The sequence below is a fragment of the Pantoea sp. FN0305 genome (assembly GCF_050113845.1).
Classification (GTDB): domain Bacteria; phylum Pseudomonadota; class Gammaproteobacteria; order Enterobacterales; family Enterobacteriaceae; genus Mixta; species Mixta alhagi.
In genome coordinates this window covers 1-20,486 of sequence record NZ_JBNJSN010000006.1, presented here as the reverse complement: position 1 = coordinate 20,486, position 20,486 = coordinate 1, and the positions used below count along the sequence as shown (strand labels likewise).

Below are 20,486 nucleotides of genomic sequence, written 5' to 3'. Positions count from 1 at the left end.
CTTACAGGTACTCTGTGCGGGCAACGACTTTGCCCAGCACTGTAATTTCACTCGCTAAGCATTCAAATGAAGCCTTTTCATTCTCTACTCGTATTCTCCCGCCGGGAAAACGCACCAGTTCTCGAATACTTACCAATTTATCAATCTCGATGAGCCAGGTCCCATCTACAATTTCACCTTCATACGTGTCGACCAAATAACTTTTCCTGTCAGCATTAATCACAAATGGGGCGTTCAATCCAGCAGGCAGTGAGCCTTTATCCAGAATGAAATCATCCATAGGCTCTAAAATCCCATTTGAGATTTTTTTATGTGTGGCAATCACAACTCGAGATTCCTCAGCTTCCATAAAGCGTGCACCTTTACCTGTTGTAAGCCAGGTTAGCGATGCTCCCGTTTCCATATGGCAAATGATCACCCAATCAGCTGGGAAAGTATCGCGTGCTGAACGGTTGGCAAGTGTACTTTGCGACACACCCAAATGAGCGCATAGCGCTTGGCGACTACTGAATCCGTACGCCTCAACTAAACGCAGAATAGTGTCTTTTCCGCCCCGGTTGCTCTCAACTGCTTCACGTACCACTTTTGCATTATGGCGATTTGTGTTTTCTTTCGTTGACATATCCGATTTGTGATCCTATTCTTCGGTCTGTGATGAGATGAATAGCGTTTAATAGTGATACCTAACACCTAAACCGAGGAATACTGCATCATGACCCGTAAACTTTCAATGCGCCCATCAATCAATCTCGTGATTTCAGAACCCTACATAACAGTAGAAGAGTTTTGCCGCCGTACCGGTTACAAAGAAGGAACTGTCCGCCAGATGTACCGTGAAAACCGCCTGCCGATCAGAAAGAAAGAAGGGGTTAACGGGCTTATCGAAATCAACATGGTGGCCTTAACGATAGAGGCGGCCGCTGGCTGCGAAATCACAATGCAAGGCTAATGGATTCCATATTGGGATATCAAAAGGGATTAATCATGTTTGATTTTCAGGTTTCCACACATAGTCACTTTGATGAAGCCTGCCGGGAGTTTGCGGCAAAGCACAACATTATCCAGCTGGCTAAAAAAGCGGGCCTTAACCCTCAAACTATCAGGAACAAGCTGAACCCGGAACAGGTGCATCAGCTTACGGTTCGGGAAATGCTAATCCTTACCGATCTGACTGAAGATGCTACGCTGGTTGACGGAATGCTGGCGCAACTTCAGTGCCTGCCTTGTGTACCAGTGAATGAGGTGGCGCAGGAAAAGTTATCTTCATATGTCCTCAAGGCCACGGCAGAAGTAGGGCAGCTGGCCGCAACTGCGGTCGTTCAGGACAAGATCACCACATCCTGCCGACGCGGCTTAATTCAGAACGTAAACAGCGGCATTCGCTGTCTGACGCTGGCCGCAATGGCCGTACAAACGCGCATCCATTCAAACCCGACGCTTGCCAGTACTGTTGACGCCATCAGCGGCCTTGGCGCCTCGATCGGTATCAGCTGAGGTAAGCATGGCATTTTCAGTGGCCCCTCTGCTGAAGCGGCAGAGTCCGTCATCGGCCTACGGGCACGGTTGGATCATGGGGCAGGGCGGCAGGCGCTGGCATCCGTCAAATAACCAGGCGGAACTGCTGGCAGGTTTAACCGGAAACGGGAGTAATAAAAAATGGCAATTGAAAGTGAAAACATTGCTGCGCAGTTAAGCGCCGGTCAGCGTGTTAATGGCCTGAATCATATTGCGGCTATCCGTGCGCAATTATGGGGTGACAATTGTGGCAATGAGTTAAAGCGTTTTATGGCTGATATGCGAGACAAGCGCGATACGCAGTACGAGCAGAACAAAAGGGCATTAAGCGCAATTTTCTTCCTGGCAAATATCCGGTCAGAACGTCATGACGTTGAATTTGATGAACTGACGAGTGATGAAAAATACGCGCTGATAAGTGCGATGAACCATTTTCGTGCAGTCGTAAGTTTATTTCCCAAAAAGCTGACGTTACCTAATTAATTAACCCAAAAAATTAAATGGCGTAAACCCGTCGGGCATTCTTTTGCCAAAAATCTGGAGAAACAAAGATGAATAACTTTATTGAAGATATAAAAGCTGAAGGTTACGACCTGCCATTAAATTTAATGCTTCAGGATGCGCGAATGGAGGAAAGACGAGCCAGGGCTGAAGTCATGGTGTCTCGCCTTATTGTTCTGGCATGGAAAATCCGAAGCAGTCAGTTAAGCCATGTGGAAGCCGCTGAGCTACTTACCCAGGAAGCTGAGAAATTTCAAAATCAGGCAGAGGAGCTGCACTGATGACAGACGCAATGGACCGCGTGCAAGAGCGTGTACAGGAGGAACTGGCGCGCCATCTTCATAATGCCCTTAATCGGCCCGTGCAGATTAGCGAGTTTTTCTGTCTCGCGTGTGGTGAGGCGATCCCTGAGGCCCGCCGCCGTGCCGTTCAAGGTGTGACCCGCTGCGTGACCTGTCAGGACATCAGCGAGCTGAAGCGTACTCATTACAACGGCGGTGCGGTATGACCACAAAACCGGTTATCGATGGCCGTTACGCCATTTCCGTAAAGCAGCAGAAGCAGCCGGGCAAGCCCCGGCTTATTGCTTTAGAGAAATTCAGCTGGCGGGAAGAGGAGGGCGTACGCAGGCAGGTTTCGGAAGTCATGGCCCTTTACAGCAGCCCCGTGCTGCTGGTGCGTGACCTGGTGTCCGATGCGGTCGGGTATCAGGTGCTACGTAAAGGGATGGAAACGGTCAGCAGCTATGTGGCTGAAACCCGCAGGCTGGCGGAGCTGGCCGAAATGGCGCTGGCTGAGCTGCGGGCCGCACATGACTGAAGCCGTAATGGAAATTCTTCAGGGAAGCTATCACGCCGTTAATCAGATGCGGCGTGAGTTCTTTGCGCCGGGCGCGCCGAAGGACATCACCCTGACGGAGCTGAGGCTGTGGCACCAGGACGCCACGGATCACGACTGGCGCAGTCAGTATCTGCACGATATGCCAGATTTTCTCGCTGGTTATTTTGGTGAGCGCTATGCCAGATTGCTGACAGACGGAAAACAGGGCCGTCGCCGTGCCAATACGTTTTTACGCCAGACTATCGGCCAGAACGTATTGCCACGCCTGCAGCTTGTCCGCAGCCGCTACAGCTTGCCCGAAACGGCCGCAAGTGAGCTGCCGTTTATCAAACAGCTGGAGCGCCTGCCTACGCTGGACCGTCAGGACGTCCGCGATCTTGCCTATAAGGTCGGCACCTTCATGGCGCAGAGTCTGGCTGATTTCACGACCGCCGTGACCCTGCCGGATGACGCCGACGAAGAGGCGATCACGCTGGTTGCCTACCGCTACCTTTCCGAACTGGCCGCGCTTACCGGTACCATGCCGCCTTACCGGGCTGAATATCAGACTGGTCGGGGCACGCTGCCGCTGCGTAAGGCGCAGTCCGGCCTGCTGCGAATGATGGCCCCGGAGTGGTGGCGCGGACGCCTGAAGAAAATGCGCGATCTGCAGCGTGAGCATATGGCTATCGCCGTCGGTCAGGTACAAAAAACCGCTTCGCCGTATGTGTCCCGTGGCACCTTGGGCGAATGGGTGGAGCAGAAGAAACGCAACCGGGAGTTTTTCAAACGCTTCGACCTTATCAACGACGAAGGTGATCGCATTGCCCTGGAAGATATGGTTAACCGCAGCAACGCAAATCCGGCCGTTCGCCGGTGCGAGCTGATGGTGCGAATGCGCGGCTTTGAGGACATAGCCAATGAAACCGGATGCGTTGGTGAGTTCTACACACTTACAGCGCCGTCAAAGTATCACGCCGTATACAGTAAAGGCGGCTTCGTGTCGCAGTGGAACGGTGCCAGCCCCAAAGACACGCAGCGCTATCTCTGCAAGGTCTGGTCAAAAATCCGGGCCGCGCTCTCACGTGAAGACATTCACGTTTTTGGCTTCCGCGTAGTGGAGCCGCATCACGATGGAACGCCGCACTGGCACATGCTGCTGTTTATGCTGCCGGAACACCGGGAGCGGGTGCAGGAGATTATGCGTTATTACGCTTATCAGGAAGAAAGCGCGGAGTTGAAAACGCCAGAGGCGCGCCGGGCGCGATTCCATGCCGAAAGCATCGATCCGGCCAAGGGCAGCGCTACGGGTTATATCGCCAAATATATCTCCAAAAACATCGACGGCTACGCGCTGGACGGCGAAAAGGACGACGAAACGGGAGAAAGCCTGCGCGATATGTCGAAGGCCGTTTCCGCTTGGGCGTCCCGTTGGTCCATTCGTCAGTTCCAGCAGATTGGTGGCGCACCGGTTACGGTATGGCGTGAGCTGCGCCGGTTGCGTGATAAGCAGCTGCCTGATCCGAAGATGGACGCCGTGCTGGCTGCCGCTGACGTGGGTTGCTGGGCGTCCTATACACAGGCGCAGGGTGGGCCGCTGGTTTCCCGTGAAGATCTGGTTATCCGCCTTTGCTACGAAATCACTGAGCAGGGCAACGAGTATGCGGAAGACGTGCAGCGCATCCAGGGCATCTACTCACCGCAAGTCTATGGCTCTGAAATCCCCACGCGTCTGGTTAATTGGGAAAAGGTCGCCAAAGCCGAAGCGCCAGCGGAGGCAGGTTTTTCTGGCGGCTCTGCCGCCCCTTGGAGTTCTGTCAATAACTGTACGGGGCCGCAGCGCCGACGATTAGAGCTGGAGTTAAAAAGCCGGGGGTTCGATGGCAGTGATGAGGAAATAGCGCTGCTTTTGAGGGGCGCCAACCTCGATAGTGGGGCAAAAATGAAGCTTTTCTATCAGAACGGCAGGTTACAGGAGAAGCGTATCGGCAGCTGAGAGCATCAGATCAATCCCATTGAAAGTTAAAAAAAGTTTCACATCATCTGAAATTTTTTATACTGTATATATATCCAGTGAGCAGAGTGAAGGAGGCGACATGCAGGACTATCTTTTGGAGTCAGTAAAACTCCAGCGTATTGATTTCTTTTTAAAACTTGTTTCTGTCAGTGACTGTAGCGATCAGGAAAAACGTCTGGCAATAGAATGGGTATCAGAACTAACAGACGAACTGATGGCGCGCCTGCGTAATCACGAGTACAACCGTTCAATGCAAATTTCAGAGTGATAACTGGTAGTGCGGCGGTGATAACTTGGCGTGCATGACTATGCCGCATGAATTCGCATGATCCCCAAAGGATCGCCAGCATTGAAGCCCGCCAGTCCCGGCGGGCTTTTCCGTATGTCATGCAGGTGCATGAAAACCGCTACATAAAGCGGGCAGGCGTGGCGGGGGTACGAGCGCGCGCTGACGTAGATTTTTAGGCATTCATAAATAAATTGGGGATTTTGTTTAGCTAAAATGTAAAATCAACGACGATGATTCACAAGCTACGAATTCCGAATAATTTCCAATGATTTCTATGCTTAAAACGCTGGTTAGGTGAAAAATGTCAATCAGGATGAAAACGTTAACTCCTATTTCATACTCTATAAAAGCAAAGGCCATCAAGAAAAAACTGGCAAGATTTAAAGATCATGACTTCCTTGAAAATTTTTATAGGCACTTCCATTCGTTCCGTAATGAAAAATATGGAATAGTTTACAATTTTCCTTGGTGTTGCTTCCTTGCATTAAAATGGAAATTTTCATCCCCGGAAAGCAGGAATGCAAGGAGTATGTCTTATAGTGAATTCGTTAAAATTATAAATAGAATCTATGATTTGCAATCTGAAGCTTCTAATTTAAACGCTGAAGACAATTTAATTCTGGGTGTTAGGAGGATAACGATAAATCAGCTTCTATATCAGCATTCGGATAAATTTAACTACACATCATTAATTAGACAGTATATTTGGTATTGTGATGGGGATCCTTACTTCAAAGAAAGTTTTTATAAAATTACCGGTCTTGAAATGAATAATTATTACCGGATGGCTAGCTATTTATTTATCATGGCCTTGATTAAGAAAAGAAATGATTCTGAAGTTTTTCCTTATAAGCTTTTTATTCTTCATTGGGTTCCATTGGTTGGCATTGGGCAAGTAAAGAAATTTTTTAATTTAATTTCATTAAAGGCTGAGGATATAAGAGGATTTATTGATGGATATAAATATCATCATGATTTGATTATAGAGTATTATGAAGATACTCCTATGCTAAGAAAACCTGCAATGCTAGCAAAAGAAGGTTTGGTTGTATTTTCTAAAAAGATATTGAAAACAGGATTGGTAAATTTAGTGCCAGAAATACTAAAGGATAATTTCCAAGAAGAATATAAAGTTGCCTTTGGGAAAGTACTTGAGAATTATACTGCTGATGTTTTCAATTGTTATGGCTATAAATTTATCAATGAAAATGGAATTAAAGAACTATATAAGAAAAACAAACTGGATGGAAAGTCTGTTGATTTTCTTATTCATGAACATGATGGTTATATTTTAATTGACTGCAAGGCAATAGAGCCTGCTCCTTACATAAAAACTACTAGTGACCCTGAAAGAATAAGGCAAAGGCTAAAATCCAGCTTTATTAAAGGGATTTTCCAAGGTGAGCATACTGCTTTTAATCTTTTAAAATCAGGGGTTATTGGAACGAGCAAAAAGCTATCTATAATAGTAGTTGTACATAGAGATCATTATCTTTCTAATGGTTTAGATGTAGAATCATTAATTTACAAATCATTAAGCTCTGAAATTACAATAAAATATGGGGTGTTACCAATTCCACTCAGTCGCGTATATTATATTACTATTGATAGCTTAGAGCATCTTTTAGGGGTATGTAAGAAAAAGAACATTTCTTTAAACGCATTCATAGACTATTGTTCAGAATGTGACTCTTCTTTTAAATCAAAAAGAGCCAGCATCGATATGCACATGAGTGACATATATTCAGAGGGAGTTGAAGATATTCAAAAAATAAAGGATGTTAAAGATGTGTTGCTCCAGGAAACTACTAATATAATAGGAGGTGGAGGTAAAATATAGCAGGGTAGGGTTGAAGCATTCATATCGATGCTAGATATATCTATATTCATGATTTTCAATTAATTTTTAGGGGCTGAGTAAGCCCCTTTTTTGCTTAATTTAATATATATTCCTCAAACCTGATAACTTCTTCGCCAAGCCATGCATTAAGCTCTTCAAAGCGTTTTTGTAATGGAACAAGTTCATTCCTCACAAAAACCCGGCTGGCTTTCTCCACATCTCCAAACCCCCCAGTGTTGTTAGGAATAATCCCCATCATCTGCGGCGGCACGCGGTGTGCGGCCATCATGTCATCCCGTGACACGTTCTTGATATTCAAAAACTCATCCTTTGCCGCTACTTCTGACAACGGGATAATCTGAATCCCGTCCTTCTTCCCGCTCGGCGAGTACATAAACAGGTTACGGAAATTGCCTGGGCCTTTCGCGCTGCGCATCGCCTTGCGCATGCTGTCCACGTCCTCCTGACTCTGCGCCGGATCGGTGACATACATGATGAAGCCCGCATGGCTGCCGTTAAGGTAATACTTCCGGCGGAACAGGGTGGCCGACTCGTTCAGCAGGGTAGAGGGAATGGCGGACAGGTATTCCGGCAGGCCGTAAATCTCCTGGTTTAAGTCCGGTTCCATCAGGTGGAAAACGCTGCCCGGCGTGAACTGGTAGGGCTGCGTGGTCAGGCCATATTGCACAAACCAGTAGGTATCCAAATCGGTGCCGCGCCGGGTATATTTTGCCAGCGCTGGCTCCAGCGACAACAGGCCGCCAAGGCGGTTAGTGCGCTTCTCCAGATAGGCATTACCAAACACCAGATAATCCTGCACGAAGCGGCTGAAAGCCTGCTGACTGAGCAAAGGATGCGGGATAAAGGTGCCGGTCAGAATATTGCGCTTCACGTTAATCGGTGAGCTGTGATGTACGGCGGCGCGGAACGTGCGCGCCAGCCCGTCAAAACTCACCGGCGGTTCATACCAGCGGTCCATCACCACGCATTCCACGTAGTCCAGCAGTTCGCGGCGATCGAGAACCGGCACTGGATCGCCAAACGTGAACGCTTCTGCCGCCGGTGCGCCGGTCATTTTTTCCGGCTGGCTTACCGGCTGCGTGCGGGCGCGGCTTTTTCGTTTGCTCATTTAACAGATCTCCATAATGTTGCGGGTGTGGGCCGCTTCGCCCTGCAGGGGTTCGTTTGCCAGCGCGTGCATGGTCGCCCAGGCGAGATCCGCGTGGCTGGCTTCCTCGCTGCGGCTGGCTTCATAGGTGGGGCGGTTGCCGCTGGCCGTGACGGCTTTGCGGATCGCCATGAATGACTGCGCGATGTCGAGGTGCCCGGCGTCAAACTCCAGGCGCTGATGACTGATAATGTCGTACGCCTTCAGTACCAGGGCGTTTTTTACGTTCGGGTTGTAGACAAACTCTTTCACCGCCGGAAAGAACATCTTCACATTTTCATAAACGCCCAGGCCGACGCCGGTTGAGTCGATGCCGATATAGGTCACGTTGTACTGTTGCGTCAGCTTTCTGATAGCCTCCGCCTGGGCGCGAAAGTCCATGCCGCGCCACTGGTGGCGCTCCAGGATGCGGAACTTGCCGCCCGGCACGGCAGGCGGGGCGATCACCACGCACCCGGCGCTGTCGCCGTTCTGCGTGCCTTTGGCCGGGTCGTAGCCTATCCAGACTTCCCGGAAGCCGAACGGGCGCAGGGCCAGCGCCTCAAAATCGGTCCAGACTTCCCAGCTGTCCACCATGCACGCCTGCAGCAGCGTGAGCGGGAACACGGACGCCAGGTCGTCCACAAACTCACACATCAGCAGGTTCTGGTATTCCGGCGGGCTGTACTCCAGGCGCAGCTGGTCAAGGTCGAACAGGTTACAGCCGCCGCGCACCGCGTCCTCCACGGTGACAATCTGGCGGAACTGGCCGTCATCGCAGAAACGGCCCGGCGACAGGTTCGGGTGCGTCAGGTCAATGTCCACGCGATCGGCTTTGGCGCGGCCCCGGTTGAACAGGGCGCCGGACCAGAACGGATAGGCGCTGTGGGTCAGGCTGGACGGCGTGGAAAAGTAGGTCTGTCGCCATTTTTTGTGCAGCGCCATACCGGACGCCACCTTGCGCAGTTCCTGAAATTTCGGTATCCAGAAATATTCATCCAGATACAGGTTGCCGTGGTAGCTCTGCGCGGTGCGGGCGTTGGTGCCCAGAAAGTACAGGCACGCGCCGTTGCTGAGCGTCATCGGGTCGCCTTTCAGTTCCACGTCCACTTCTTTGGCAAACTCAATGATGTACTGTTTGAAAACGTGCGCCTGCGCCTTACTGGCCGACAGGAAAATCTGGTTGCGCCCGGTGGTCAGCGCATCAATCAGCGCTTCGCGGGCAAAGTAGAAGGTGGCACCAATCTGGCGCGACTTCAGCACGTTGCGGATACGGTGCTTGTTACCGGCTTCCCACCACTGGCGCTGATAGCCGAACATCGAGCCGTGAAAAATCTCCTGCAGCTTCTCGATCTGTTCGTCTGAAAACACATTCTTTTCCGGCGGCCTGCGTGGTCCGCTGTTGCGGTTCGCCACCTTCGGATTCAGGTCCGCTTCGTTCCCGCCGTTGCTGAATTTGCCGATGCGGGCGTGGCGCTCGGACTGGCGCGCCAGCAAGTCAATTTCCTTGAAGTCTTTCCCTTCTTTCTGCTCCTTCATGATGAGCTGGCAGTAACGCGCAGCCGTGGTGAGCTGCATCTGGTCAAGCGGGCCATAGTCGCCCCACTTGTCGCGCTTCTTCCAGCTGTGAACGGTCGCAGGCTTCTCTCCCAGCATTTCAGCAATGCGGGCGATACGGTATCCCTGAAAGTACAGGAGCATGGCCTGCCTGCGGGGATCGAGGTCGTCGGGCGTCATCATCGTAGTCATGGGCACAAAATACGGTCCCGCCGCCTGCTTTTCTGCCGCCGTGCTTTGTGTGGTTTTTCACACAATGTTCCCGCGTTGTTTCAGGCACCCTTCCGCCGCAAACATAGGGCCTCACGAGTTTTTCCTCAACGGAGCCTGACCTATGGCAGTGAAAGCAAAGCGTTTCCGGATCGGGGTGGAAGGTGCCACCACGGACGGACGCGAAATCCAGCGCGACTGGCTGGAAGATATGGCGGCGAACTATGACCCGAAGGTCTACACCGCCGTGATCAACATGGAACACATCAAGGGCTACACGCCTGACAGCCCGTTCCGCCGCTTTGGCGTGGTGGATGCGCTGGACACGGAAGAAATCCAGGGTGGTCTGCTGGACGGCAAGCTGGGGCTGTTTGCCACCATTTCCCCGACCGACGAGCTGGTCACCATGACCGGGAAAATGCAGAAGCTGTTTACCTCGATGGAGGTCGCGCCGAAGTTTGCCGACACCGGCAAAGCCTACCTGATTGGCCTGGCGGTGACCGACGACCCGGCGAGCCTCGGCACCGAAATGCTGGCCTTCAGCGCCAGCGCCGCGCAGAACCCGCTGGCGAACCGCAAAAAGCACCCGGACAACCTGTTTACTGCCGCCGTTGAAACCGTCATCGAGCTGGAAGAGGTGCCGGATGAAAAGCCAGGCCTGTTCGCCAGCGTCACCGCGCTGTTCCGTAAAAAGCAGCAGTCCGACGATGCCCGCTTTTCGGATGTGCATCAGGCGGTTGAGCTGATCGCCACCGAATACCAGGACTTCAGCGCCCGCACCGATGCCGCCCTGCAGGAGCAGGCAGCACGCACCGGCGAGCTGGAAGCCGGACTGAATGAATACAAAGCCGCGTTTGATGCGTTGCAGGAACAGCTGAGCCGTCAGGACAGCCGCAACGATTATCGCCAGCGCGCACCGGGCGGTGACGCACCGGCAGGCACCCTGACCAATTGCTGATGGAGCAACAGACCCAATGAAAAAGAATACCCGCTTTGCCTTTAACGCCTACCTGCAGCAGCTGGCCCGCCTGAATGGTGTGGAAATTACTGAACTCTCCAGCAAGTTCAGCGTGGAGCCGTCCGTGGCGCAGACGCTGGAGGACCAGATCCAGCAGTCCACTGCGTTCCTGACCCTGATTAACGTGATGGGCGTGGCGGAGCAGTCCGGCCAGCTGCTGGGTCTTGGCGTGGGCAGCACCATTGCAGGCACCACCGACACCACGACGAAAGAGCGTGAGCCGACCGACCCCACGCTGATGGCGGACGTGGAATACAAGTGTGAGCAGACCAACTTCGACACCGTGCTGACCTACGCGAAGCTGGACCTGTGGGCCAAGTTTCAGGACTTCCAGGTGCGTATCCGTGACGCCATCGTGAAGCGTCAGGCACTGGACCGCATCATGATCGGTTTTAACGGCGTGAAGCGCGCCAAAACCTCTGACCGTGCTGCAAACCCGCTGCTGCAGGACGTAAACAAGGGCTGGCTGCAGAAAATCCGTGAGGATGCGCCGGACAACGTCATGGGCAGCGTGACCAAAGACGGCGTGACCACGGCGGAGCCGGTGAAGGTGGGCAAAGGTGGCACCTACGCCAACCTGGACGCGCTGGTGATGGACGCAGTGAACGAGCTGATTGACCCGATTTTCCAGGACGATGACGGGCTGGTCGTGGTCTGCGGACGTGAGCTGTTATCCGATAAATATTTCCCGCTGGTTAACAGTGACCAGGCCAACACGGAGAAACTGGCCGCCGACCTCATTATCAGCCAGAAGCGCATGGGCGGCCTGCAGGCCGTGCGCGCGCCGTTCTTCCCGGCGAATGCCGTGCTGATTACCCGTCTGGATAACCTGTCCATCTACTGGCAGGAGGAGACCCGCCGCCGCTCGGTTATCGACAATCCGAAGCGCGATCGCATCGAAAACTTTGAATCGGTTAACGAGGCGTACGTGGTGGAGGACTACCGCTGCGCGGCGCTGGTTGAAAACATCACCACCGGCGACTTCAGCGCGTCAGCTGATACCGGAGCGTAACGCATGAGCCTGAGTCCCGCACGGCAGCACCGCCTGCGCATTCAGGCCGAACAGGCCGCCCGCCAGGGCGGCAGCGTTCGCCATGCAAAGGGCTACGACCTGATGCTGATGCAGCTGGGTGAAGACCGCCGCCGCCTCAAGGGCGTCCAGTCCACGGTCAAGAAAGCCGAAATCAAGCAGGAAGTGCTGCCCGGATATGCCCACTGGGTGGACGGTGTGCTGGCCGCCAACGGCGCGCAGCAGGATGACGTGCTGATGTACGTGATGCTCTGGCGCATCGATGCGGGGGATTATGCCGGGGCGCTGCTGATTGGCCGCCATGCGCTGAAGCACGGCTGGGTGATGCCGCAGGGCTTTAACCGCAACGTGCAGACGCTGCTGGCTGAAGAAATGGCCGACGCGGCAAAGGCGGCGCTGCTGGCTGGCACCCCGTTTGATGCGGGGCTGCTGCTGCAGACGCTGGATGCGGTGGGAGAGCTGGATATGCCGGACCAGTCCCGTGCCCGCCTGCACAAGTCGCTGGGCTGGCTGCTGCGTGAAAGCGATCCCGCCACTGCCCTTAACCACTTAAAAACCGCCCTGCAGCTGGACGAGCGCTGCGGAGTGAAAAAAGACATTGAACAGCTGGAGCGCCGACTGCGCAATGCCAGCTGATAACCGGACGTGCCCACGCGCGGGGCGGCACGGGGTGGCGACAGGCATGGCCTTATCAAAACCCCGTCCACCGCCCAACTAATTCAGGAGAACCACGGCAATGAACTTTGTAGCGCCGGAGCAGGCACCGGACACGCCGGAAATTATCGAAAACACGCCGTTCTGGCCGGACCTTAACCTGGCAGATTTTCGCAGCGCCATGCGAACGGACGGCACCGTGACCGCGCCCCGTCTGCGTCAGGTGGTGCTGACCGCCATTTCTGAAGTGAACGCGGAGCTGTACGACTACCGCACCCGCCAGCAGCAGCTGGGCTATGTGTCGCTGGCAGCGGTTCCGGCAGAAAAGCTGGCCGGGCAGAGCCAGCGCGTTCATCACTACCGCAACGCGGTGTGGTGCTGGACGCGGGCGGTGCTGAACGAGCGTTATCAGGACTATGACGCCACGGCGGCAGGCGTGAAGCGCGGGGAGGCGCTGGAGGATGCCTCGGGCGATCTGTGGCGGGATGCGCGCTGGGCCATCAGCCGCGTGCAGGACCGGCCGCACAGCATCGTGGAGCTTATCTGATGAAAGTGCGTGCGCAGCAGTATGACACGGTGGATGCGCTTTGCTGGCGTCACTACGGGCGCACGCAGGGGCTGACGGAGCAGGTGCTGCAGGCGAATCCGGGGCTGGCTTCACACGGCCCCTTTTTACCCCACGGGCTGGAGGTGGAGCTGCCGGACGTTACGCCTGCAGCCACTGCGCAGACCGTACAGCTTTGGGACTGAAACCATGACAACAGAACGCATCAGCGCGTTTATCACCTGGTGCATCGCGGTGGCGATGGCCTGGCTGGGTGAGATGTCGCTGAAAGATATTTCCACCCTTGTGGGGCTGGCGCTGGGCGTGCTGATGACGCTTATCAGCTGGTACTACAAGCGCAAAACCTACCAGCTGCTGGAAAGCGGCCGCATCAGCCGGAGTGACTATGAATCTGCAAACCGTTAGGCGCTGTACGGTGGGCGTGGTGCTGGCGATTGCCGCCACGCTGCCGGGCTTTCAGCAGCTGCACACCTCGGTGGAAGGGCTGAAGCTGATTGCCGGTTTTGAGGGCTGCAGGCTGCAGCCGTACCAGTGCAGCGCCGGAAAATGGACGGACGGGATCGGCAACACCCACGGCGTGGTGCCGGACAAAGCCATCACGGAGCGGCAGGCGGCGGAAAGCCTGATTACCAACGTGTTGCGTACGGAGGCAGCGCTGGGCCGGTGCATCGTCACGCGGCTGCCGCAGCATGTCTATGACGCGGTGGTGTCGTTTGCATTCAACGTGGGCACCGGCAACGCCTGCGGCTCTACGCTGGTGAAGCTGCTGAACCAGCGCCGCTGGGCGGATGCCTGCCGTCAGCTGCCGCGCTGGGTTTACGTGAACGGTGTATTTCATCAGGGGCTGGATAACCGCCGTGGGCGGGAAATGGCCTGGTGCCTGAAGGGGGCGGCGTGATGCGCGCACTGGTGGCAGTGCTGCTGATGGCGATCGCGGCGATGTGCGTTCAGACGTGGCGGCTGGACAGGGCTGAGCAGCAAAGCCGCAGCCAGGAAAAGGAGCTGACTGCGCTGGAAGCGAAGCTGAACCAGAAAAACAGCCAGCTGATTGCCCTGAATATCCTGACGCAGACCAACAGCCGGGAGCAGACCCGGCTTTATGCGGCAGCCGAAGAAACCCGTGCGCTGCTGCAGACGCGCCAGCGCCATATCGAGGACCTGACCCGTGAAAATGAAGCCTATCGCCGCTGGGATGCTGCCCCTTTGCCTGCTGTTGCTGTCCGGCTGCGCCAGCGACCGGCCATCAGCGGAGGTCAGTCTTACCGTGACTGGCTGTCCCAGAATAACGCGCTGCCACCTGCCGGAAGCCGCCCCGCGCAGTAACGGCGATCTGATGCGCCTGCTGGATGAGACGGAAGCCGCCTGGGCGAACTGCGCGGACAAGGTGGACACCATAGTGAACTGTCAGGAAAAAGACGATGAACAAACCGCAGTCCTTACGCCACGCCCTGAATAAGGCGGTGCCCTACGTGCGGGAGAACCCGGACCGGCTGCACCTGTTTGTGGATAACGGTTCGCTGGTTGCCACCGCTGCCGCGTCCATCTCATGGGAGTACCGCTACACCCTGAACGTGGTGGTGACGGATTTCACCGGTGACCAGAACCTGCTGATGGCACCTATTCTCTACTGGCTGCGGGACAATCAGCCTGATGCGCTGCAGAGCCCTGACGAGCGGGGAAAGCTGTTTACCTTTGAGGTGGATATTCTGGGCAACGGTGCCTGTGACCTCAGCCTGAACCTGAAGCTGACGGAGCGGGTGCTGGCGCGGGAAGTTGACGGACAGATGCAGGTTGAAGCCGTACCGGAGCCGGACGAGCCGGAAGAATACTGGACGGGCCGCTGATGGATGAACTGCAAAAGATTGACGACTGGCTGGCCGCGCTGCTGGCAAACCTGGAACCGGCAGCGCGCACCCGGATGCTGCGAGAGGTGGCGCGGGACGTCCGGCGCATACAGCAGCAGAACATCACCGCGCAGCGTGCGCCGGACGGAACGGCATGGGAGCCGCGCCGGATGACCGCCCGGACAAAACAGGGGCGGGTTAAGCGCAAAATGTTTACGAAGCTGAAAACGGCGAAATACCTCAAAGCGCAGGCGAATGCCAGCCAGGCAGAGGTCCGGTTTACCGGGCAGGTGCAGCGTCTTGCCCGTGTGCATCACTACGGGTTGCGCGACCGGGTGAGCCGGGGCGGACCTGAAGTGAAATACGCAGCGCGTCCCCTGCTGGGCGTGGATGATGATGTGGAAACCACGGTGCAGGAGGCTTTGCTGCGCTGGCTAATTGACAATTGATTTAGGTTAAATACTGATAGCTTTTTTCTGCTTCTTTTTTATTATATTCAGTAATTTTATTTGTTATGTATACATCTACGATCATTGCAACACCCAACGACATAAAATAAATTAGTGAAAACAAAACTATAGGTGCCATTACCATTATTGTTAAGAAGTTTTTGTCTGCGTATTTTTTTATTTCTTCTTTCTTTTTTGGGGCTAACATGTAATCACATATAAAAGATTTTGTTTCTTCTTTGATTGCTTTTATTTCTTTAAGCTCATCTTTTTTTAAGCAAGTTTCAGCAGTTATTTTCCAAATGTTTTTATCTTCAGGGTTTTTAGCTTCGCCTGGTTTTATCCAGATTTTATCTTGGGTGGTTTTGTGCTTAAAATCAACCCATTGAATAGGGCCATTGATAAGTATTTTAGTAAAGCTATAAAAGAAGATTAGGCAAACTAAAATAATAAAGCCACCAAGTATAATTTGGGTATACTTTGAGGATGTTGTTTTAGCTCTTGTGTTTTTCTTATACTTACAATAAGTGATTCTAATTGTAGGTGCGCTGAAATTTAAATCATCAATTAAAAATTGTTCTTCTGGGTGAGTTTTGTTTAACCAACTCCAGCAAGACTTAATTGCACCGGCCAGCCATTTAAAGATAATACCGCCGATAGCAGTAGCTAAAAAAGCATTTAATTTATCAATGTCCACGATTTTTTCTCCTTTTCAGACGAAGTATCAGTATATGTACCAACTACCAAACAATGAAGATTAACTCCCGCAGACGAGCTTAGTAGGCATGATGTAGTTATGATCATACAAATCACCGAAATTATGCGCTTTATTATTAATATTTTACTTACATGATTTTATTAATTCTTTCAAAATCTTTATTTCTTGATCAATGACATTAAATCCTTTATCAACAGTCTCTCTGAGCTCTGCATCAATCGCTTTGATTTCCTGCGCATAATCAATCATTACTTCGATTTTTTTATCACGCAATCTTTTATACATCTCCTTATCTTTATTGTTATCGGCCATATCGAAGAGGATTCTTTCATATTCTACAGCAAGATCATTATTACCTTTAAAAGTCTGTATTAATGAGCGAGTATAAGTGTAGATATTAATTATTGAATCTCTTGGGTTATCATTTAATTTTGCAATGATATTTGCATTTTTTTCATAGAAGGTAAAATTATCGTCTCCAATAGGGAAAATAAAATCCAGCATTTTTCCAGGGCCGATATTATCAATGTGATGTTGCATCCTTTTATTATATAGGTTAATTAGAGTAGAAACTTCGCCTTTAACTCCTTTCAATACTGACAATTGTAACTCAAGTGACTCCCTTTCTGCTCCTGCCCGAGTAATCTTAGCCTCGCGATCGACACCTTTAAGAGTAAATACCCCCCCAACAAATGCGCCCATTAATGCAGTGATAAAGGATGACACCCATTCAGGAATGCTATCTAAGAAAACATTAACTTCACTCAAAAAACTCATTTATGCCGCCTCATGTTCATTCTGATTTAATTTAAAGCAGGTAAAATATCAGCTCAATGGGTCCGTACAGATAAATATTTGTATCACATCTCACACAATGCCTACTACTGCCTGTCAACCTTAGTTCATGGCAACCTTCCTTTATGAACGCACAACTCACCGAAATCATGCGCCTTATCACCAACCTGATCCGCACCGGCATTGTGTCGGAAGTGGACCGGGACAACTGGCTGTGCCGGGTGAAAACGGGCGACCTTGAAACCAACTGGATTAGCTGGCTGACCCTACGCGCCGGCAGCACCCGCACATGGTGGGCGCCTACCGTGGGAGAGCAGGTTGTCCTGCTGAGCCTCGGCGGCCATCTGGAAACCGCCTTTGCGCTGCCTGCTATTTATTCCAATACCTTCCCGCCACCGTCCGATTCAGAAGAGGGCAGCGTGACCGCATACCCGGACGGCGGCTGGTTTGAATATGACCCGGCCAGGCACCGCTGGCTGATTAAGGGCGTGCAGAACGTGGTGATAGAGGGGGCCGAAAATATGGAGCTGAACACGAAGCGCTTTGCGCTTAACGCTGAGCAGGCAGAAATCAACGCGGAAATGACCATTAACGGCGGCGTGACGCAGAGCGGCGGCGCCATGAGTTCTAACGACGTGGTGGTGGATAAGCACAAACACGGTGGCGTGAGGTCCGGCAGCGATACGTCAGGAGGCCCGCAGTGATGTATCTCGGCATGAATCAGCAGACCGGCAGGGCGCTGACGGACACCGACCATATCCGGCAGTCGGTCCGCGACATTCTGGTAACCCCGCAGGGCAGCCGCATTGCCCGGCGTGAATACGGCTCAATGCTGTTTGCCCTGATGGACCAGCCGCAGAACGATGCGCTGAACCTGCAGCTGATGGCCGCCATCTACGCCGCGCTGAGCCGCTGGGAACCGCGTATCAGGCTCAGTGCCCTGCAGGTCAGCCGCAACTATGACGGCTCCCTGCAGGTGGAGTTAACCGGGCAGCGTGCGGACGGTTCGCCGCTGGGCATGAACGTCTCAACGGGAGGAAACAGTGGCGGTAATTGACCTTTCACAACTGCCCGCGCCGGAAGTGGTGGAGGTGCCGGACTTTGAAACGCTGCTGGCGGAGCGCAAGGCGGCGTTTATCGCGCTGCATCCGGCCGATGAGCAGGAGGCGGTGCGCCGCACGCTGGCGCTGGAGTCTGAACCGGTGGTTAAGCTGCTGCAGGAAAATGCCTACCGGGAAATCCTGCTGCGCCAGCGCATTAACGAAGCCGCGCAGGCGGTAATGGTGGCCTATGCGCTCGGCAGCGATCTGGATCAGCTGGCGGCGAATTACAACCTGAAGCGCCTGACCATTACTCCGGCGGACCCGGAGGCTATCCCGCCGGTTGAAGCGGAGATGGAAACGGACGATGACCTGCGTCTGCGTGTGCCGGATGCCTTTGAGGGGCTAAGCGTGGCCGGACCCAAAGCGGCCTATGAGTTCTATGCCAAAAGCGCTGACGGGCGCGTGGCGGACGTATCGGCAACCAGCCCGGCCCCGGCTGAGGTGTTAATTACCGTACTGAGCCGGGAAGGAGACGGCACGGCACCGGCTGACCTGCTGACTGTTGTGGACAGCGCGCTGAATGACGAAAGCGTGCGCCCGGTGGCGGACCGCGTGACGGTGCAGGGCGCTGAGATATTCCCCTACCGCGTGGAAGCCAGGCTGCATCTTTATGACGGTGTGGTGGCCGGTCCCTGTCTGGATGCCGCTAACGCGGCGCTGGCCGCCTACCTGAAAGAACAGGCGAAGCTGGGGCGCAGCGTGCGCCAGGACTCTTACGGGGCAGTGCTGCGTGTGGCTGGCGTGGATTGGGTGGAAATGGTCGAACCGGCCAGCGACATTATCATGGACCGCACGCAGGCAGGTTACTGCACCGGCACGCTGATAACGGTGGCGGGTGACGCTGCAGGGGGAGCGGTATGAGCCTGAACAACAGCCTGCTGCCGCCAGGTTCATCTGCCACTGAGCGCAGGCTGGCCGCTGCCTGCAGCGACCTGGCCGGGCTGAAGGTGCCGCTGCGTGAACTGTGGAACCCGGCAACCTGCCCGGTAAAGTTTTTACCGTACCTTGCCTGGGCATTTTCGGTAGACCGCTGGGATGAGAGCTGGGCGGAGAGCGTCAAGCGCAAGGTGGTACAGGATGCGTTTTACATCCATCAGCACAAGGGAACCATCAGCGCGGTGCGCCGCGTGGTGGAGCCGTTCGGTTTTCTTATCCGCGTTATTGAATGGTGGCAGAACGGCGAGGCACCAGGCACCTTCCGGCTGGATATTGGCGTGCAGGACCAGGGCATTACGGAGGAAACCTATCAGGAGCTGGAGCGCCTGATAAGCGATGCCCGCCCGTGCAGCCGTCACCTGCTGGGCATGTCTATCAACCTGCAGGTAAGCGGCGAAACCGTTATGGCTGCAGGCAGTTATGACGGTGACGATCTCACCGTTTACCCGTACACACCTGAACTGATTACCGTCAGCGGACCGCTTTATGGCGGCGCGGCGATCCATGTTATTGACCTGATGGAAGTGGGACCATGACACAAAAATATTATGCAATCGTGACCAACCTCGGCGCCGCAAAGATTGCCAACGCCGCCGCGCTGGGCACAAAGCTGAACATTACCCAGATGGCTGTAGGTGACGGCGGCGGCTCATTGCCCACGCCGGACGCCAGCCAGACACGCCTGGTTAACGAAGTGCGCCGCGCTGCGATTAATACCCTGAGCGTGGACGCGGCCAACGCCAGCCAGATTATTGCTGAGCAGGTTATCCCGGAAACAGAGGGGGGCTTCTGGATCAGGGAAATGGGGCTGTTCGATGCAGAGGGGACGCTGATTGCGGTCTGTAACACGCCGGAAACCTACAAGCCCGCGCTGCAGGAGGGAAGCGGCCGCACGCAGACCGTGCGTATGATTTTAATCGTGAACAGTACCGACGCTATTACGCTGAAGATTGACCCGTCCGTGGTGCTGGCAACGCGGAAGTATGTGGATGATAAAGCGATCGAGGTGCGCGCCTATGCTGACAGCCTGATGGCGAAACATCTTGCTGCCGCCGATCCGCATTCGCAGTATGCGCCAAAGGTCAGCCCGACCTTTACCGGTACGCCGAAAGCGCCGACTGCGGCGGCTGGTAATAACTCCACGCAGCTGGCAAACACAGCGTTTGTGCAGGCGGCACTGGCAGCACTGGCAGGCAGCGCACCCGCCACACTGGACACGCTGAAAGAGCTGGCTGACGCGCTGGGCAATGACCCGAACTTCTCCGCTACGGTGCTGAACAAGCTGGCCGGGAAAATGGATATTGCGAAGAACGGCAGCGATATTGCCGACGTGGCGGCGTTTCTTAAAAACCTTGGTTTAAGCGAAGCGGCAAAAAGAGAGGTTGGAACAGGCAGCAATCAGATTCCTGATATGTCTGCATTCGCTTTCACGAAAGGCAATCCGCTTAGCTACCAGTTGCCGGGAGGTCTGATTCTGAA

At 53.9% G+C, this 20,486-nt stretch carries 31 protein-coding genes; 26 read left to right on the top strand and 5 right to left on the bottom strand.

Going from position 1 to position 20,486, the window contains the following annotated elements:
* Window position 1: 1 nt before the first annotated feature.
* Complete coding sequence (locus ACQE3Y_RS12940; protein WP_426981840.1) at window positions 2-622, bottom strand: phage repressor protein CI; 621 nt, start codon at window positions 620-622, stop codon at window positions 2-4.
* A 90-nt stretch (window positions 623-712) separates the two neighbouring features.
* Between ACQE3Y_RS12940 and ACQE3Y_RS12935 the strand changes: the two genes are divergently transcribed.
* The 10 genes from ACQE3Y_RS12935 (at window position 713) to gapS1 (ending at window position 6,981) form a co-directional block, all read left to right on the top strand.
* Window positions 713-949, top strand: coding sequence for a regulator (locus ACQE3Y_RS12935; protein WP_239315397.1), 237 nt, complete (start codon window positions 713-715; stop codon window positions 947-949).
* A 35-nt stretch (window positions 950-984) separates the two neighbouring features.
* Window positions 985-1,494, top strand: a complete 510-nt coding sequence (locus ACQE3Y_RS12930) for a phage regulatory CII family protein (protein WP_426981839.1) — start codon at window positions 985-987, stop codon at window positions 1,492-1,494.
* A 7-nt stretch (window positions 1,495-1,501) separates the two neighbouring features.
* Complete coding sequence (locus ACQE3Y_RS12925) at window positions 1,502-1,693, top strand: phage filamentation protein Fil family protein (protein WP_426981838.1); 192 nt, start codon at window positions 1,502-1,504, stop codon at window positions 1,691-1,693.
* A complete protein-coding gene (locus ACQE3Y_RS12920; protein WP_426981837.1) occupies window positions 1,657-1,998 on the top strand; it encodes a DUF5347 domain-containing protein in 342 nt (113 codons plus the stop codon). The genes ACQE3Y_RS12925 and ACQE3Y_RS12920 overlap by 37 nt, the downstream gene beginning before the upstream one ends.
* Before the next feature lie 68 nt (window positions 1,999-2,066).
* A complete protein-coding gene (locus tag ACQE3Y_RS12915) occupies window positions 2,067-2,297 on the top strand; it encodes a DUF2732 family protein (protein ID WP_426981836.1) in 231 nt (76 codons plus the stop codon).
* On the top strand, window positions 2,297-2,524 hold the full coding sequence (locus ACQE3Y_RS12910; protein ID WP_426981835.1) for a TraR/DksA family transcriptional regulator: 228 nt from the start codon (window positions 2,297-2,299) through the stop codon (window positions 2,522-2,524). The genes ACQE3Y_RS12915 and ACQE3Y_RS12910 overlap by 1 nt, the downstream gene beginning before the upstream one ends.
* Window positions 2,521-2,835, top strand: coding sequence for a DUF5405 family protein (locus ACQE3Y_RS12905; protein ID WP_426981834.1), 315 nt, complete (start codon window positions 2,521-2,523; stop codon window positions 2,833-2,835). The genes ACQE3Y_RS12910 and ACQE3Y_RS12905 overlap by 4 nt, the downstream gene beginning before the upstream one ends.
* Window positions 2,828-4,831: a replication endonuclease gene (locus tag ACQE3Y_RS12900; RefSeq protein ID WP_426981833.1), complete on the top strand. Its 2,004-nt coding sequence runs from the start codon at window positions 2,828-2,830 to the stop codon at window positions 4,829-4,831. Before ACQE3Y_RS12905 ends, ACQE3Y_RS12900 begins: the two co-directional genes overlap by 8 nt.
* A gap of 100 nt (window positions 4,832-4,931) precedes the next feature.
* Window positions 4,932-5,120, top strand: a complete 189-nt coding sequence (locus ACQE3Y_RS12895; RefSeq protein WP_426981832.1) for a hypothetical protein — start codon at window positions 4,932-4,934, stop codon at window positions 5,118-5,120.
* 334 nt (window positions 5,121-5,454) lie between these two features.
* Complete coding sequence (gapS1, locus tag ACQE3Y_RS12890; protein WP_426981831.1) at window positions 5,455-6,981, top strand: GapS1 family protein; 1,527 nt, start codon at window positions 5,455-5,457, stop codon at window positions 6,979-6,981.
* 94 nt (window positions 6,982-7,075) lie between these two features.
* Here gapS1 and ACQE3Y_RS12885 read toward each other — a convergent pair whose 3' ends face one another.
* Window positions 7,076-8,110, bottom strand: coding sequence for a phage portal protein (locus tag ACQE3Y_RS12885; protein ID WP_426981830.1), 1,035 nt, complete (start codon window positions 8,108-8,110; stop codon window positions 7,076-7,078).
* A complete protein-coding gene (locus ACQE3Y_RS12880) occupies window positions 8,111-9,877 on the bottom strand; it encodes a terminase ATPase subunit family protein (protein WP_426981829.1) in 1,767 nt (588 codons plus the stop codon).
* Between the two features lie 142 nt (window positions 9,878-10,019).
* Between ACQE3Y_RS12880 and ACQE3Y_RS12875 the strand changes: the two genes are divergently transcribed.
* The 11 genes from ACQE3Y_RS12875 to ACQE3Y_RS12825 all read left to right on the top strand — a co-directional run bounded on the left by ACQE3Y_RS12875 (window position 10,020) and on the right by ACQE3Y_RS12825 (window position 15,455).
* Window positions 10,020-10,853 (top strand): GPO family capsid scaffolding protein, encoded by an 834-nt coding sequence (locus ACQE3Y_RS12875; RefSeq protein WP_426981828.1) that lies wholly within the window; start codon window positions 10,020-10,022, stop codon window positions 10,851-10,853.
* 16 nt (window positions 10,854-10,869) lie between these two features.
* Window positions 10,870-11,925 (top strand): phage major capsid protein, P2 family, encoded by a 1,056-nt coding sequence (locus tag ACQE3Y_RS12870; RefSeq protein ID WP_426981827.1) that lies wholly within the window; start codon window positions 10,870-10,872, stop codon window positions 11,923-11,925.
* A gap of 3 nt (window positions 11,926-11,928) precedes the next feature.
* Window positions 11,929-12,579: a terminase endonuclease subunit gene (locus ACQE3Y_RS12865; RefSeq protein WP_426981826.1), complete on the top strand. Its 651-nt coding sequence runs from the start codon at window positions 11,929-11,931 to the stop codon at window positions 12,577-12,579.
* Between the two features lie 100 nt (window positions 12,580-12,679).
* The gene (locus tag ACQE3Y_RS12860; RefSeq protein WP_426973415.1) at window positions 12,680-13,144 is read left to right on the top strand and encodes a head completion/stabilization protein; all 465 of its coding nucleotides are present in this window, start codon (window positions 12,680-12,682) and stop codon (window positions 13,142-13,144) included.
* A complete protein-coding gene (locus tag ACQE3Y_RS12855; protein ID WP_150034663.1) occupies window positions 13,144-13,347 on the top strand; it encodes a tail protein X in 204 nt (67 codons plus the stop codon). Before ACQE3Y_RS12860 ends, ACQE3Y_RS12855 begins: the two co-directional genes overlap by 1 nt.
* A gap of 4 nt (window positions 13,348-13,351) precedes the next feature.
* Window positions 13,352-13,567 carry an HP1 family phage holin gene (locus ACQE3Y_RS12850; protein ID WP_250650651.1) on the top strand — a complete coding sequence of 72 codons (216 nt, stop codon included), beginning with the start codon at window positions 13,352-13,354 and terminating at the stop codon, window positions 13,565-13,567.
* Window positions 13,548-14,060, top strand: a complete 513-nt coding sequence (locus tag ACQE3Y_RS12845) for a lysozyme (protein WP_426981825.1) — start codon at window positions 13,548-13,550, stop codon at window positions 14,058-14,060. The genes ACQE3Y_RS12850 and ACQE3Y_RS12845 overlap by 20 nt, the downstream gene beginning before the upstream one ends.
* Window positions 14,060-14,485: an Rz-like lysis system protein LysB gene (lysB, locus tag ACQE3Y_RS12840; RefSeq protein WP_426973741.1), complete on the top strand. Its 426-nt coding sequence runs from the start codon at window positions 14,060-14,062 to the stop codon at window positions 14,483-14,485. Before ACQE3Y_RS12845 ends, lysB begins: the two co-directional genes overlap by 1 nt.
* Window positions 14,376-14,618, top strand: coding sequence for an Rz1-like lysis system protein LysC (gene lysC / locus ACQE3Y_RS12835; RefSeq protein ID WP_426973418.1), 243 nt, complete (start codon window positions 14,376-14,378; stop codon window positions 14,616-14,618). The genes lysB and lysC overlap by 110 nt, the downstream gene beginning before the upstream one ends.
* Window positions 14,581-15,006: a phage tail protein gene (locus ACQE3Y_RS12830; RefSeq protein ID WP_426973420.1), complete on the top strand. Its 426-nt coding sequence runs from the start codon at window positions 14,581-14,583 to the stop codon at window positions 15,004-15,006. Before lysC ends, ACQE3Y_RS12830 begins: the two co-directional genes overlap by 38 nt.
* Window positions 15,006-15,455: a phage virion morphogenesis protein gene (locus ACQE3Y_RS12825; RefSeq protein WP_426973422.1), complete on the top strand. Its 450-nt coding sequence runs from the start codon at window positions 15,006-15,008 to the stop codon at window positions 15,453-15,455. The genes ACQE3Y_RS12830 and ACQE3Y_RS12825 overlap by 1 nt, the downstream gene beginning before the upstream one ends.
* A 1-nt stretch (window position 15,456) precedes the next feature.
* Here the strand turns inward: ACQE3Y_RS12825 and ACQE3Y_RS12820 are convergent, their stop codons facing one another.
* Together ACQE3Y_RS12820 and ACQE3Y_RS12815 are read right to left on the bottom strand one after the other, a co-directional pair.
* On the bottom strand, window positions 15,457-16,152 hold the full coding sequence (locus tag ACQE3Y_RS12820; RefSeq protein ID WP_426981824.1) for a DUF6216 family protein: 696 nt from the start codon (window positions 16,150-16,152) through the stop codon (window positions 15,457-15,459).
* Window positions 16,153-16,296: 144 nt separating this feature from the next.
* Window positions 16,297-16,950 carry a hypothetical protein gene (locus tag ACQE3Y_RS12815; RefSeq protein ID WP_426973425.1) on the bottom strand — a complete coding sequence of 218 codons (654 nt, stop codon included), beginning with the start codon at window positions 16,948-16,950 and terminating at the stop codon, window positions 16,297-16,299.
* Window positions 16,951-17,093: 143 nt separating this feature from the next.
* Here ACQE3Y_RS12815 and ACQE3Y_RS12810 point away from each other — a divergent pair, with 143 nt between their 5' ends.
* The 5 genes from ACQE3Y_RS12810 to ACQE3Y_RS12790 all read left to right on the top strand — a co-directional run.
* Window positions 17,094-17,672, top strand: a complete 579-nt coding sequence (locus ACQE3Y_RS12810; protein ID WP_426981823.1) for a phage baseplate assembly protein V — start codon at window positions 17,094-17,096, stop codon at window positions 17,670-17,672.
* Window positions 17,672-18,025, top strand: a complete 354-nt coding sequence (locus tag ACQE3Y_RS12805; protein ID WP_426973742.1) for a GPW/gp25 family protein — start codon at window positions 17,672-17,674, stop codon at window positions 18,023-18,025. Before ACQE3Y_RS12810 ends, ACQE3Y_RS12805 begins: the two co-directional genes overlap by 1 nt.
* Window positions 18,012-18,932, top strand: coding sequence for a baseplate J/gp47 family protein (locus tag ACQE3Y_RS12800; protein WP_426981822.1), 921 nt, complete (start codon window positions 18,012-18,014; stop codon window positions 18,930-18,932). Before ACQE3Y_RS12805 ends, ACQE3Y_RS12800 begins: the two co-directional genes overlap by 14 nt.
* Window positions 18,929-19,543, top strand: a complete 615-nt coding sequence (locus ACQE3Y_RS12795) for a phage tail protein I (protein ID WP_426981821.1) — start codon at window positions 18,929-18,931, stop codon at window positions 19,541-19,543. The genes ACQE3Y_RS12800 and ACQE3Y_RS12795 overlap by 4 nt, the downstream gene beginning before the upstream one ends.
* On the top strand, window positions 19,540-20,486 hold a 947-nt coding region (locus ACQE3Y_RS12790; protein ID WP_426981820.1), incomplete at its 3' end, for a phage tail protein. The genes ACQE3Y_RS12795 and ACQE3Y_RS12790, both read left to right, overlap by 4 nt.